The organism is Streptomyces sediminimaris (genome assembly GCF_047049295.1).
Taxonomy (GTDB): Bacteria; Actinomycetota; Actinomycetes; order Streptomycetales; family Streptomycetaceae; genus Streptomyces; species Streptomyces sediminimaris.
In genome coordinates this window covers 764,396-777,261 of sequence record NZ_JBJWOT010000001.1, presented here as the reverse complement: position 1 = coordinate 777,261, position 12,866 = coordinate 764,396, and the positions used below count along the sequence as shown (strand labels likewise).

The following is a 12,866-nucleotide window of genomic DNA, read 5'->3' as shown; positions in this document are numbered from 1 at the left end:
CTGCTTGGTGCGGACGCTTCACTCGTGCGGGACGACCGCCACCGGGCAGCGGGCCCGGTGCATCGCCGCGTGCGCGACGGGCCCGGTGTGCGTGCCGAGCCGGGTCGGGCGGATCCTGCGGCCGACGACCAGCAGGCAGGCGTCCCGCGCGGCCTGCGGCAGGTGCTGCGCCGGGCGGGCGTCCGCCACCACCGTCCGCACCCGCACGTTCGGGAACTTCTCGTGCCACGGCCGCAGTGCGTCGGCCAGCGCGCGCTCGGCGGCCCCTCGCGCGGCGGCACCCGTCGTGGCCGCGGCCGGCGGCGGCGCGAAGGGCGCGTGCCAGGCGTGCACCACCCGCAGCGGGGCGTTGCGCAGCGCCGCGCTCTCGAAGGAGAACGCGAGCAGTTCCTCGCACGGACGCGAGACGTCCACGCCGGCCACCACGTCCCGGTACGGGGCGCGCCGCGAGGGCAGGCCGGCCGCGTCGGGCAGGTGCTCGTCCTCGGGTGTGCGGTCGGCCCGTACGAGGACGACCGGCCGCGTGGCCCGGGCCACCGTCGCAAGCGCCACGGAGCCGGCCAGGTAACCGCCGAACCCGCCGAACGCCCGGCTGCCCAGCACCAGCAGCTCCGCCTCGGCGGCGGCCTCGACCAGGGCCTGGACCGCGGGCAGCGCGATCTGCTCGGCGCTCGTCCGCACCTGCGGGTGACGCTCCTCCAGGGCCTGGACCGCGGGCAGCGCGATCTGCTCGGCGCTCGTCCGCACCTGCGGGTGACGCTCCTCGACCTGGTCCAGGGCCGTGCGCAGGATGCGCCGCGCCCAGTGACGAGGCGCCTCCAGCTCCGGCAGCCGCGACGCCTCGGGGGACAGCCCCACCCAGGCGTGCACCAGCCGCAGCGGCAGACCGCGCCGCAAGGCCTCCCCGGCCGCCCAGTCGGCGGCGGCGAGGCTCTCCCGTGAGCCGTCCAGGCCCACGACAACGGGGCGAAGCACGGCCGCCACCACCTCTCCGGGTCCTCGCCCGTCCCCTGCACGGCGGGCCTTCGTACCACCAGCGTCCTGGCCGGGCGTGCCGCCGGGCAGGGGCTGCGTGGCCCCCGCAACGGGCCGAACGGCCCTCTGCCCTGCGGCGGGAGAGTGACCGACGCTGAAAGTACGGGGCGAGGCGAGCACGCCGCGGACACGAGCACCCGGGAGGACGCCATGCACGGCACTCCGCACATCGTCAGCGATGTGATGACCCGTACCGTCGTCGCCCTCGGCCGCGGAGCGACGTTCAAGGAGATCGTGAAGACCATGCAGCAGTGGCGGGTCAGCGCCATGCCCGTGGTGGAGGGCGAGACCCGGGTCGTCGGGATCGTCTCGGAAGCCGATCTGCTGCCCAAGGAGGAGTTCCGGGACGGGGACCCGGACCGGCACACCCAGCTGCGCCGCCTCGCCGACCTGCTCAAGGCCGGTGCCGTGACCGCCGAGGAGCTGATGAGCGCCCCGGTCGTCACCGTGCCGGAGGACGCCACCCTCGCCCAGGCCGCCCGGATCATGGCTCTGAGGAAGGTGAAACGGCTGCCCGTGGTCGACGACGCGGGCGTGCTCAGGGGGATCGTCAGCAGGGCCGACCTGCTCAAGGTCTTCCTGCGTAGCGACGAGGACATCGCCGCGGAGGTGCGCGAGACGGTCGTCGCCGACCTGTTCCCCACCCGGCCCGAACCGATCCGCGTGGAGGTGCGCGAGGGCGTCGTGCGGCTGACCGGGAGGATCGCGGACACCGCCCTGGTGCCCGTCGCCGCACGGCTGGTGCGGGCCGTCGAGGGCGTCGTCGACGTGGAGTGCGCGCTCACCGGGCCGCGCCGCCGCCCGGACCTCGACCCCGACCTGCCGGACGCCGCGTCCGCCGCACCGCCGTCGGAGGTCACGGGCACCGCGTGAGCCGGCGCCCCGACCGCGACCGCCCGGGGAGCGACGGGGCGCCAGGGCCGGTCGGACCCCACAGGGGCCCGACCGGCTCACGCGCGTCCCCCGGAGGCGCGCGACGCTGGAAGCGGCGAAGAAGAGGAGGGAGACATGGCTGGCATGATCGAGCGGCTGCCGGGCTGGCCGACCCTGCCCGACCTGTTCGGCTGGGTGGAGTCCGGCTTCCCCGGGGCGCACACGGTCCCCGGACTGCACGGCATCCGCATCGAGGAGTTCCTGGCGGACGGGAAGTACGTGCTGCGGGCGGAGCTCCCCGGCATCGACCCCGCCAAGGATGTCGAGATCACCGTCGCGGAGGGCGTTCTGACCCTGCGGGCCGAGCGCAGTGAGGAGACGACGAAGAAGCACCGCACGGAGTTCCACTACGGCACCTTCGCCCGCTCCGTCCGGCTGCCGGCCGGGGCCAAGGGCGACGAGGCCGCCGCCGAGTACAAGGACGGTGTCCTGACCGTCACGGTCCCGGTGCCCGAGACCAAGACGGCCACGAAGACCATCCCCGTGCGGCAGGTCTGAGCGCGCGAGGGCGCTCGACCGTGAACCGCGGTGCGCGGCCGGTACGCCGGCCGCGCACCCGGCTGTCCGGGCCGGTCACGGGTGCGGGCCGCCCGGAAGCCGGGTGCGCGGGCCCTTCGGCCCGGTGACCGCGATTCCCCGTGACCGGCGGTCCCGGTGACCGCACCACGTCGTTCCACCGACCGCGGAGCTGCGCACGGCGGCACCGCGGTGGAGGGAGAGGAACCATGGCTGTTGCCACCCGTGTCGCGATCATCGCGATCGGCGATCCGGACCGGCACGACGACGGCGTCGCCCGCGCGGTGCTCGACCGGCTGCGGGAACGTGCCGCCGGGCGGCCCCTGCCGCCGGGCACACTCCTGGCGGAGTGCGACCTCGACCCGGCCCGGCTGATCCGGCTGTGGGAGAACGCCGAACTGGCCGTCCTGCTGCAGCCCTCCCATGCCCGCCAGGGGCGTCCCGGCCGCGTCCGCCGTCTCGAACTGGACGCCGCGCGGCTGTGGCGGCCGGGCACGATGGGCCCGCAGGGCCTCGGTGCGGCCGTCGACGTGGCCCGCGCGCTGGGCCGGCTGCCCGGCCGCCTGGTGGCGTACGCCGTCGACGGCGCGGACACCTCGGTCGGCCGCGGCCTGTCCCCGCGGGTCGCCGCCGCGGTGGACGACCTGACCGGGTACGTCGAGGACGAGATCGTCCGCCGACGCGCCGCCCCGGCGCGGCAGACGGCCGCCCGGACGCGGGCATGAACGGCGGGAAGGGCTCCACCCGCTTCTCGCGGATCCTGATCGCGCGGTGCGCGGCTGCCGGCCGCTTCTCCGCGTCTCCTACGGGCCCTTCCCGTCACCTCCAGCACAACACGCGGCCACCGGGGACAACAGGGCCACTCGGCCCTGAATCCCGGTCGGGACCCACGAGAAGAGACACACCATGACCGTGAACGAACCGCGCCCGGCCGACACCCCACCGGCGCGCCCGCGGGCCGCACTGCTGACCTTCCTGGGCGGCGTGGGAACGGTCACCGGCAGCAAGTTCCTCGTCGAGAGCGACCACGCCCGCGTCCTCGTCGACTGCGGGCTCTTCCAGGGCCTGGCCGACCTGCGCAGGCTCAACTGGCGCCGCCTGACCTGCGACGCGGAGGACATCGAGGCGGTGGTGGTCACCCACGCGCACCTCGACCACTGCGGATACCTGCCCCGGCTGGTGCGTCACGGGTTCCGGGGGCGGATCGTGACGACGCCGTACACGGCACGGCTGATGGAGATCGTGCTGCGCGACAGCGCCAAGCTCCAGCTCGAGGCCGCCCGGCACGCCAACGAGCACGGCTGGTCCAGACACCGGCCCGCTCAGCCCCTGTACGACGACGCGGACGTCGACCGGACCCTCAAACTCGTCGACGCCGTCCCCGTGGGCACATCCGCCGGCATCGCGGCCGGTACCACCGTGACGCTGCACTCCGCCGGCCACATCCTCGGATCCGCCTGGGCCCGGCTCACCCTGGAGGACGGGCGCACCCTCGCCGTCAGCGGCGACCTGGGCCGCCCGGGCCACCCGCTGCTGCGCCCCGCCGAGCCGTTCTCCGGGGCCGACGTGCTGCTGGTGGAGTCGACCTACGGCAACCGGCGCCACGAGGAGGAGGCGGGCCGCACCCGCTTCGCGGACGTGCTGACCCGCACCCTCGCCCGCGGCGGCACCGTCGTCATCCCCGCCTTCGCCCTCGACCGCACCGAGACCGTCCTGCACGAGCTCGCCGCGCTGCGCCACCAGGGCCGCCTGCCCGCAGCGGTGCCGGTGTACGTGGACAGCCCGATGGCCCTCGCGGCCCTCGACGTCTACCGCGACGCCGTCCGGGCGGGGGCACCGGAACTGCGTGCGGAGGTCACGGCCGCGGGCACCGCCGCGCTCAGTCCCGAGCCGTTCCGGCCGGCCCGTTCCGTGCAGGAGTCGGCCGGCATCGCCGAGGCGGGAGGACCGGCCGTCATCGTCTCCGCGTCCGGCATGGCCACCGGCGGCCGTGTGCTGCACCATCTCAGGCGCCTGCTGCCGGACCCGCGCAACGCCGTCGTCGTGGTGGGCTTCGCCGCCCTGGGCACCCGCGCCCGCGACCTCGTCGACGGGGCCAGGGCCCTGAAGATGTTCGGCGAGTACGTCCCGGTGCGCGCCCAGGTCGCCGACGTGCCGCACTTCTCGGCGCACGCCGACGCCGTGCAGATCGTCGACTGGCTGCGCGGCGCCGCCCCGCCGTGCACCACCTACCTGGTACACGGCGAGCCCGACGCGGCCGCCGCGCTGCGCGACCGCATCGACCGCACGCTGGGCTGGACGGCCGTCGTGCCCCGCTCCGGGGAGCGCGTGCTGGTCCGGTGATCGGGGCCGACCGGCCCCGTGCGGATCGCGTGCGTACCGGTCAAGCTGGAGCTGTGGGTTGCTCCCCGCAACCGCACGAGCCCGCTGATCAAGAGGGTGAGGTCGGACATGAGAGGCTACGTGTTCCACGGCCCAGGACAGGGCGCCTGGGAAGAGGTCGCGGACCCGGGGCTGCAGGAGGCCACGGACGCGATCGTGCGGGTCGACGCCGTCACCATCTGCGGGACGGACCTGCACATCCTCAAGGGCGACGTGCCCGAGGTGCGACCGGGCACCGTGCTGGGACACGAGGCGGTCGGCGAGATCGTCGAGGTCGGCAGCGACGTGCGCGGCGTACGGCCCGGGGACCGGGTCCTGGTCTCCTGCATCACCGCCTGCGGACGCTGCCGGTACTGCCGCGAGGCCATGTACGGCCAGTGCCGGGGCGGCGGAGGCTGGATCCTCGGCCACACGATCAACGGCACCCAGGCCGAATACGTCCGCGTCCCGCACGCCGACCTCTCCGTGCACGCGCTGCCCGGCTCGGTGGGCAACGAGGACGCCGTACTGCTGGCCGACATCTTCCCGACGGCCTACGAGGTGGGGGTGCTCAACGGGCACGTGCGTCCCGGTGACACGGTCGTCGTGGTGGGGGCGGGGCCCATCGGCCTGGCCGCGATCGCCACGGCCCGGCTGTTCGCGCCCGAGCGCGTCGTCGCCGTGGACCTCGCCGCCTCGCGTCTGGAGGCGGCCAGGAAGCTGGGCGCCGAGGTGGTCGCGGAAGCGGGTGAGGCGCCCGAGCAGCTGGTCGCCGACCTCACCGACGGGCTCGGCGCCGACGTCGTCATCGAGGCGGTCGGCGTGCCGGAGAGCTTCGAGCTGTGCACGCGCATGGTGCGCCCCGGCGGGCACGTGGCCAACGTCGGCGTGCACGGCAGGCCCGCGACCCTGCACCTGGAAGACCTGTGGATCAAGAACGTGACGATCACCACGGGTCTGGTCGACACGCACTCCACGCCCACCCTGCTGCGGATGGCGGCGGCCGGGCGGCTGCCGACCTCCCAGCTGGTCACCCACGGCTTCCCGCTCGAGCGCATGGAGGAGGCCTACGAGGTCTTCTCCCGGGCCGGTGAGACCGGTGCGCTCAAGGTCGTGCTCGGCGGGCCGCAGCGCGAGGTCGTGCCGGTGCCCACGGCGTGAACGGCGTGGACACAGCTCCGGCCGGGGCGGCGGCCCCGGCCGGAGCGGCACCGCTCAGGCGCGGTAGTGCCGGTGGTGCTGGGGATCACCGATGAAGTGCTTCTCGATGATCGTTTCGCCCTCACCGGGCCTCCGGACCGCACCGGACGTGCCCATGAAGACGATCAGGCCCAGGATTCCGGCGGACAGCAGGATGAAGCCGACGACGAACGAGCTGGAACCGAAGATCAGGCTCGCGCCCCACACGGCCGCACCGATCAGGATGAGAGGGACCATGGCTGCCTTCCTCGGGTCGGTGGTGCATCTCGGGCCGGGACCGACAGGGACGGTCCGGTCACTCTCAGTGTCCGCAGGCCCCGGTGACCGGCCCAGATGCCGAGCGGGCACGAGTCCGGGCCGAGCGGCCCCGGTTCGGGGCCGAACCACCCCTGCTGAACCCGGTCCGCCAGTGCCACGGTGAGGTGGGGTGCCATGACGGGCTCCCGCGGAGACCGACGAAGGCGGTGAGGACGATGGAGCTGCCCCTGGTCGTGGGTGTCGACGGATCGGACGGGAGCCTCGCGGCGGTCGACTGGGCCGCGGACGAGGCGGCCCGGCACGGCCTGCCGTTGCGGCTGGTGTACGCCTCGCTGTGGGAACGCTACGAAGGCGGCATGCCGTCCGCGGGCCGCGACCGCTCCGCGGAGCGGGTGCTGGCGGAGCACATCGTCGCCTCCGCCGCGGACCGTGCCCAGCGGCGCGACCCGGATGTGAAGGTCACCGCCGAGGTGATCCCCGCGGAGGCCGTCTCCGCGCTGCTGAGCGAAGGCCGCAACGCCTCCGCCCTGGTGACCGGTTCCCGCGGCCGCGGGGAGCTGGCGGGTCTGCTGCTCGGCTCGGTCGGGCTCGCCGTGGCCGCCCGGGCGCACGGTCCGGTGATCGTGGTCCGCGGTGACAGGGCCGGCCTGGCGGGCACCCACGAGCGCGTCCTGCTCGGCGCCGGGGATCCGGCGAGCGGCCGGGAGGCCGTGCGGTTCGCCTTCCGGGAGGCCGGGGCCCGCGGGTGCGCCCTGGACGTCGTGCGCGCCTGGCGCTGCCCCGCCCACGAGAGCGCCGGCGACTCCGAGCCGGCCGCGGACCCGGCGCACCGGCACGAGGAGCAGGCGTCCGCGCTGCTCGACCACCTGATCGAGGACGCGGTCGCGGACCACCCGGAGGTCCGGGTGCGCCGGATCACCGTGGAGGGGCCGGCCCGCAGGGTGCTGCTGCACCGCTCGGCCGGCGCGGACCTGCTGATCGTCGGGGCGCGGCGGCGCACCGGCCACTTCGGCCTCCAGCTCGGCCGGGTGGCACACACGCTGCTGCACCACGCCGACTGCCCGGTGGCGATCGTGCCGCAGCAGGCGTGACCACGCGCCGACCCGCATCCCCGTACCGAAGGAGAACGGACGTGACGGGCTGGACCTGGGAGTACGAAGGCTACGAGCCCGCCGACGCGCGTCTGCGGGAGGCGCTGTGCACACTGGGCAACGGCTATTTCGCCACGCGGGGAGCCCTGCCCGAGTGCGCCGCCGACGAGGTGCACTACCCCGGGACGTACGTGGCGGGCTGTTACAACCGGCTCACTTCCGAGGTCTCCGGCCGCCGGGTCGAGAACGAGGACATGGTCAATGTGCCGAACTGGCTGCCGCTGCGCTTCCGCCTCGCCGGCGGGACGTGGCTCACCCCCGACACCGCGGCGGTGCTCGACCACCGGGAGGTCCTGCGCCTGTCCGCGGGGCTGATGGAGCGGCTGACCCGGTTCGGCCTCGGCGAGGGGCGCGTGCTGACCGTGCGCCAGCAGCGGCTGGTGCACATGGCCGACCCCCATCTCGCCGCCCTGCGCACCGAGTTCACCGCGGAGGGCTTCTCCGGCCGGCTCGACGTCGAGGCGGCCCTGGACGCCTCCGTGAGCAACGCCGGGGTGCCCCGCTACCGCGAACTGGACGGTCACCACCTCACCCACGTGCACACCGGAACCTCCGACCGGGACACCGTGTGGCTGCGCTGCCGCACCCGCACCTCCGACATCCGCATCGGCATGGCGGCGCGCCTCGGCGCCGGCGTCCCGGCCACGATCGCCCACGAGGAGCCGCGCGCCGTACAGCGGCTGGGCCTGGACCTGGTGCCCGGGCGTGCCGTCACCGTCGACAAGATCGTCGCCCTGCACACCTCGCGCGACCCGGCGATCAGCGACCCGCTGTTCGCCGCGGTCGAGCGGGTGACCCGGGCGCCGGGCTTCGACGAACTGCTGGAGTCGCACCTCACGGCCTGGGACCAGCTCTGGCGCCGGGCCGACCTGGAGGTGGACGGCCAGGCGGGCCGCATCCTGCGGCTGCACCTGTTCCACGTCCTGCAGACGCTCTCCCCGCACACCGCCGACCTGGACGTCGGGGTGCCGGCCCGCGGCCTGCACGGCGAGGCCTACCGGGGTCACATCTTCTGGGACGAGCTGTTCGTACTGCCCTATCTCAACCTGCACTTCCCCGAGGTCTCCCGGGCCCTGCTGCGCTACCGTCACCGGCGCCTGGAACAGGCCTGCACCGCCGCGCGCGCGGTGGGCCGGCGGGGGGCGATGTACCCCTGGCAGAGCGGCAGCGACGGCCGTGAGGAGACCCAGCAGCTGCACCTCAACCCGCACTCGGGACGGTGGCTGCCCGACCACTCCCGGCTGCAGCACCATGTCGGCTCGGCGATCGCGTACAACGTCTGGCAGTACTGCGAGGCGAGCGGCGACGCCGAGTTCCGGCACACCAAGGGCGCCGAGATGCTGCTGCAGATCGCCCGCTTCTGGGCCGACTCGGCCGTCTACGACGACCGGCTCGGCCGCCACCGGATCAGGGGAGTGGTCGGTCCCGACGAGTACCACGACGCCTATCCCGGTGCGGCACGGCCCGGTCTCGACGACAACGCGTACACGAACGTCACGGCCGCCTGGGTGCTCGCCCGCACCCTGGAGCTGCTGGAGTCGCTCCCCGAGCCGCGGCGGCGCGAACTCGTCGAGCGCACCGGCCTGGACGGCGGCGAGCTCGAACAGTGGGAGGACGTCTCCCGCAGCCTCCACGTGCCCTTCCACGAGGGCGTCATCAGCCAGTTCGAGGGCTACGGCGAGCTCGCCGAGCTCGACTGGGACGGCTACCGCAAGCGGTACGACGACATCCGCCGCCTGGACCGGATCCTGGAGGCGGAGGGCGACACCGTCAACCGCTACCGGGCCTCCAAGCAGGCCGACGTCCTGATGCTCGGCTATCTCTTCGGACCGGCCGAGCTGCAGGGCCTGTTCCGGCGGCTGGGGCTGCGGCTGGAGGAGGAGACCTGGCGGCGCACCGTCGACCACTACCTCCAGCGCACGAGCCACGGCTCCACGCTCAGCGGCCTGGTCCACGGCTGGGTGCTGGCCCGCGCCCGGCGGGCCGAGGCGTGGGAGTTCTGCCTGGAGGCCCTGCGGGGTGACGTCGCCGACGTCCAGGGCGGCACCACCGGCGAGGGCATCCACCTCGGCGCGATGGCCGGCACCCTCGACCTCGTGCAGCGCGGGCTGACCGGCCTGGAGACCAGGGACGGGGCGCTGTGGCTGGACCCGGTGCCGCTGCCGGAGCTGTCCTCCTACGGTTTCGCGCTGCGCTACCAGGAGCACTGGGGCGTGCGGCTGAGGCTGGAGCGCGGGCTGCTGGAGATCGCGGTGCCGTCGTCCGACGGCTCACCGATCGACGTGCGGCTGCCGGGCCGGGCCGTGTGCCTGCAGCCGGGCGACACCGGGCGGCTGGTGCTGGGGGAGTAGCGCCGACCAGGGCCGCATGGTCCCGGGCCGAGACCGGACGGCCCATCCCCGCTGGTCGTGCCGGGTGCCAGGCTGTCGGTGAGGGAAAGCCCGCGCGCACGGTCCGGCGTACGGGGTGAGCGAAGGGAGCGGGGCCTTGATGTACTGGAACGGACACGACATGAACGGCTGGGGCTGGTTCACCATGTCGTTCGGCACGGTCCTGCTGTGGGCCCTGCTCATCACCGTGGGCGTCCTGCTCTACCGGAGCCTGCACGCCCCGTCGAAGCCGCAGCCCCCCGCCTCCGGCACGGCCGAGCAGTTGCTGGCCGAGCGCTTCGCCCGCGGGGAGATCGACGAGGAGCAGTACCGGCGCGGCCTGGCCGTGCTGCGGGGGGACGGTCCCACCCTGACCAAGCACTGATCCCCGCGCCGTACCGCCTGTCCGAGGGAGGTGCGTCCCATGCCGGCGCAGCCACTCGACACGAGGAACGTCAAGGCCCTGGTGGCCGCCGCCACGGCCGCGCCCTCCATGCACAACGCGCAGCCCTGGCGCTTCCGTCACGAGCCCGCCGGCGGCACCCTGGAACTGCGCGCCGACCTCGGTCGGGCCATGCCGCACACGGACCCCGACAACCGCGCCCTGCACCTCGGCTGCGGCGCCGCGCTGCTCAACCTCCGCGTCGCCGCGGCCCACAGCGGGCTGCGCACGGACCTGGTCCTCTTCCCCGGGCCTGCCGACCGCGAGCTGCTCGCCGCGGTGCGCCTCAGCGGCACCGACCGCCCCGACGGCGACCTGGCACGACTGTTCCCGGCGATCGCCCGCCGGCACACCAGCCGCCACCCCTTCGAGGACCGGCCCGTCCCGGCCGCCGTCCAGGAGGCGCTGAGCGAGGCCGCCCGGCGCGAGGGCGCGGAGCTGGTCTTCCCCGGCGTGTGGCACGTGGCGGCCCTGCTGGAGCACGTCCGCGACGCCGAGGGGCGCGACAGCATGGACCCGGAGCGGTTCGAGGACATCCGGCGGTGGACCCGCACGGGGGAGCAGGCCGCCGTCGACGGCATCCCCGAGAGCGCGTTCGGACCCCGCAAGGCGGGCGGCCGTGCCCCGGTCCGCGACTTCGCCGGCCGCCGTGCGCTGCCCGGCCGTCCCGCGGCCGTCTTCGAGGCCGCGCCGCACCTGGCCGTGCTGGGCACCGCCCAGGACCGGCCGGAGGACTGGCTGCGGGCCGGGCAGGCCCTGGAGCGCGTCCTGCTGCTGGCCACGCTCAGCGGACTGGCCACCTCCCTGACCTCGCACTCCCTGGAACGGAAGGACCTGCGGGAGCTGGCCCGCGACCCGCGCTCTGACCTCGGCTTCGTGCACATGGTGCTCCGCCTCGGCTACGGCCCCGCGGGCACCGCCACGCCCCGCCGTCCCGTGGACGAGGTGCTGGAGATCCGCTGACCCCTCAGGGGCCTCACCTTTTGATCCACTCGGGTACGCCTGGTCCGCTGCGGACCCGTCCGGCCTGCTCGGATCTCCTCTGCCCCGATGCCGACCGGCTCATGCGGCCCGGGACGGGTGCCCTGCCGTGTGCGAGGTACCCGTGGAACGGTTCCCAGGGCCTCCCCGGCCCCCCGGAATACCCCCCGGGGTACTCATGTTATCGTCGGTGACATACCCCCAGGGGTAATTCATCGCGAGAAGGGAGTACCGCGTGTTCTTCGTCGACACCATCGAGATGTCGGGGCTCGGCAACCGCAGTTATCTGGCGGGCGGCGAGCGGACGGCCGTGGCGGTGGATCCGCCCCGGGACATCGAGCAGGTGATCGCGGCAGCGGCGCGGCGCGGGGTACGGATCTCGCACGTGGTCGAGACGCACGTGCACAACGACTACGTCACCGGCGGCCTGGAGCTCGCGCGGGTCACCGGTGCCGCCTACCTGGTCCCCGCCGGGGCCCGCGTCTCCTTCGACCGGGTGCCGGTCGCCGACGGCGACCGTGCGGAGATCGCCGCCGCCGAGGGACTGGTCCTGCGCGCGGTCGCGACGCCGGGCCACACCCCGCACCACACCTCCTACGTGCTGGAGCAGGACGGATCGGCGGTCGCGGTGTTCACCGGCGGTTCGCTGCTGATCGGCACGGTCGGCCGTCCCGATCTGGTCGATCCGCGGCTGACCGAGCGCCTGGCCCGTGACCAGCACGCCTCCGCGCACCGGCTGGCCGCCGAACTGCCCGACGAGACGGCGGTGCTGCCCACGCACGGCTTCGGCAGCTTCTGCTCCTCGTCCCAGGCCGAGGGCAGCGACACGACCATCGGCAAGGAGAAGGAGTCCAACGCGGCGCTGCTGCGGGACGTGGACACCTTCGTCGCCGAGCTGCTGGCCGGCCTGGACGACATCCCCGCCTACTACACGCACATGGGCCCGGCCAACGCCGCCGGACCCGCGCCCGTGGACCTGACCCCGCCCGCCGTCGCCGACGCCGACGAGATCGCGCAGCGGCTCGCGGCGGGGGAGTGGGTGGTGGACCTGCGCAACCGGGTCGCCTTCGCCCAGGGACATGTCGCCGGCTCGTTCAACTTCGAGGCCGAGGGGCAGCTCGCCACGTATCTGGCGTGGCTGATCCCGTGGGGCAAGCCGGTCACCCTGCTCGCCGAGTCCGCCGAGCAGCTCGCCGCCGCCCAGCGTGAGCTGGTGCGGGTGGGCATCGACCGGCCGGCCGCCGGGGCCACGGGCGATCCGTCCGGCTGGGTGCGTGCGGGCGAGGCCCAGGCCTCCTTCCCGCGTGCCACCTTCGCCGACCTCGCGGGCCGCAGCCGGGACGGCGTCGTCGTCCTCGACGTGCGCCGCACGTCGGAGCGGGCGGCCGGCTTCATCGAGGGCTCGGTGAACATCCCGATCCACACCCTGCACGGCCGCCTCGGCGAGGTGCCCGAGGGCGAGGTGTGGGTGCACTGCGCGGGCGGCATGCGCGCGGCGATCGCGGCCTCCCTGCTGGACGCCGTGGGCCGCGACGTCGTCGCCGTGGACGACTCCTTCGACACCGCCGAGAAGGCCGGGCTCACCGTCCGGACCCCCTGACGGCGCCGCACGCCGCAGGG

At 74.5% G+C, this 12,866-nt stretch carries 12 protein-coding genes; 10 read left to right on the top strand and 2 right to left on the bottom strand.

What is annotated here, in order from left to right; translation table 11 throughout:
• Positions 1 to 18: 18 nt before the first annotated feature.
• Positions 19 to 975 (bottom strand): universal stress protein, encoded by a 957-nt coding sequence (locus ACJ9NR_RS03610; RefSeq protein WP_412489813.1) that lies wholly within the window; start codon positions 973 to 975, stop codon positions 19 to 21.
• A gap of 210 nt (positions 976 to 1,185) precedes the next feature.
• Between ACJ9NR_RS03610 and ACJ9NR_RS03605 the strand changes: the two genes are divergently transcribed.
• The 5 genes from ACJ9NR_RS03605 (at position 1,186) to ACJ9NR_RS03585 (ending at position 6,006) form a co-directional block, all read left to right on the top strand.
• Complete coding sequence (locus tag ACJ9NR_RS03605; RefSeq protein ID WP_412489814.1) at positions 1,186 to 1,908, top strand: CBS domain-containing protein; 723 nt, start codon at positions 1,186 to 1,188, stop codon at positions 1,906 to 1,908.
• A gap of 135 nt (positions 1,909 to 2,043) precedes the next feature.
• Complete coding sequence (locus ACJ9NR_RS03600; RefSeq protein WP_412489815.1) at positions 2,044 to 2,466, top strand: Hsp20/alpha crystallin family protein; 423 nt, start codon at positions 2,044 to 2,046, stop codon at positions 2,464 to 2,466.
• A 227-nt stretch (positions 2,467 to 2,693) separates the two neighbouring features.
• Positions 2,694 to 3,209 carry a hydrogenase maturation protease gene (locus ACJ9NR_RS03595; protein ID WP_412489816.1) on the top strand — a complete coding sequence of 172 codons (516 nt, stop codon included), beginning with the start codon at positions 2,694 to 2,696 and terminating at the stop codon, positions 3,207 to 3,209.
• Positions 3,210 to 3,390: 181 nt separating this feature from the next.
• On the top strand, positions 3,391 to 4,827 hold the full coding sequence (locus ACJ9NR_RS03590; RefSeq protein WP_412489817.1) for an MBL fold metallo-hydrolase RNA specificity domain-containing protein: 1,437 nt from the start codon (positions 3,391 to 3,393) through the stop codon (positions 4,825 to 4,827).
• Positions 4,828 to 4,935: 108 nt separating this feature from the next.
• Positions 4,936 to 6,006, top strand: a complete 1,071-nt coding sequence (locus ACJ9NR_RS03585) for a zinc-dependent alcohol dehydrogenase family protein (protein WP_412489818.1) — start codon at positions 4,936 to 4,938, stop codon at positions 6,004 to 6,006.
• 54 nt (positions 6,007 to 6,060) lie between these two features.
• Here ACJ9NR_RS03585 and ACJ9NR_RS03580 read toward each other — a convergent pair whose 3' ends face one another.
• Positions 6,061 to 6,282, bottom strand: coding sequence for a hypothetical protein (locus tag ACJ9NR_RS03580; RefSeq protein WP_412489819.1), 222 nt, complete (start codon positions 6,280 to 6,282; stop codon positions 6,061 to 6,063).
• Between the two features lie 236 nt (positions 6,283 to 6,518).
• Between ACJ9NR_RS03580 and ACJ9NR_RS03575 the strand changes: the two genes are divergently transcribed.
• From ACJ9NR_RS03575 to ACJ9NR_RS03555, 5 genes are all read left to right on the top strand, one after another.
• The gene (locus tag ACJ9NR_RS03575) at positions 6,519 to 7,394 is read left to right on the top strand and encodes a universal stress protein (RefSeq protein WP_412489820.1); all 876 of its coding nucleotides are present in this window, start codon (positions 6,519 to 6,521) and stop codon (positions 7,392 to 7,394) included.
• Between the two features lie 41 nt (positions 7,395 to 7,435).
• On the top strand, positions 7,436 to 9,805 hold the full coding sequence (locus ACJ9NR_RS03570) for a glycoside hydrolase family 65 protein (protein WP_412489821.1): 2,370 nt from the start codon (positions 7,436 to 7,438) through the stop codon (positions 9,803 to 9,805).
• 139 nt (positions 9,806 to 9,944) lie between these two features.
• A complete protein-coding gene (locus ACJ9NR_RS03565) occupies positions 9,945 to 10,208 on the top strand; it encodes an SHOCT domain-containing protein (RefSeq protein ID WP_412489822.1) in 264 nt (87 codons plus the stop codon).
• A gap of 39 nt (positions 10,209 to 10,247) precedes the next feature.
• A complete protein-coding gene (locus ACJ9NR_RS03560) occupies positions 10,248 to 11,228 on the top strand; it encodes an Acg family FMN-binding oxidoreductase (RefSeq protein ID WP_412489823.1) in 981 nt (326 codons plus the stop codon).
• Between the two features lie 253 nt (positions 11,229 to 11,481).
• Complete coding sequence (locus ACJ9NR_RS03555) at positions 11,482 to 12,846, top strand: MBL fold metallo-hydrolase (RefSeq protein ID WP_412489824.1); 1,365 nt, start codon at positions 11,482 to 11,484, stop codon at positions 12,844 to 12,846.
• Positions 12,847 to 12,866: the final 20 nt, after the last annotated feature.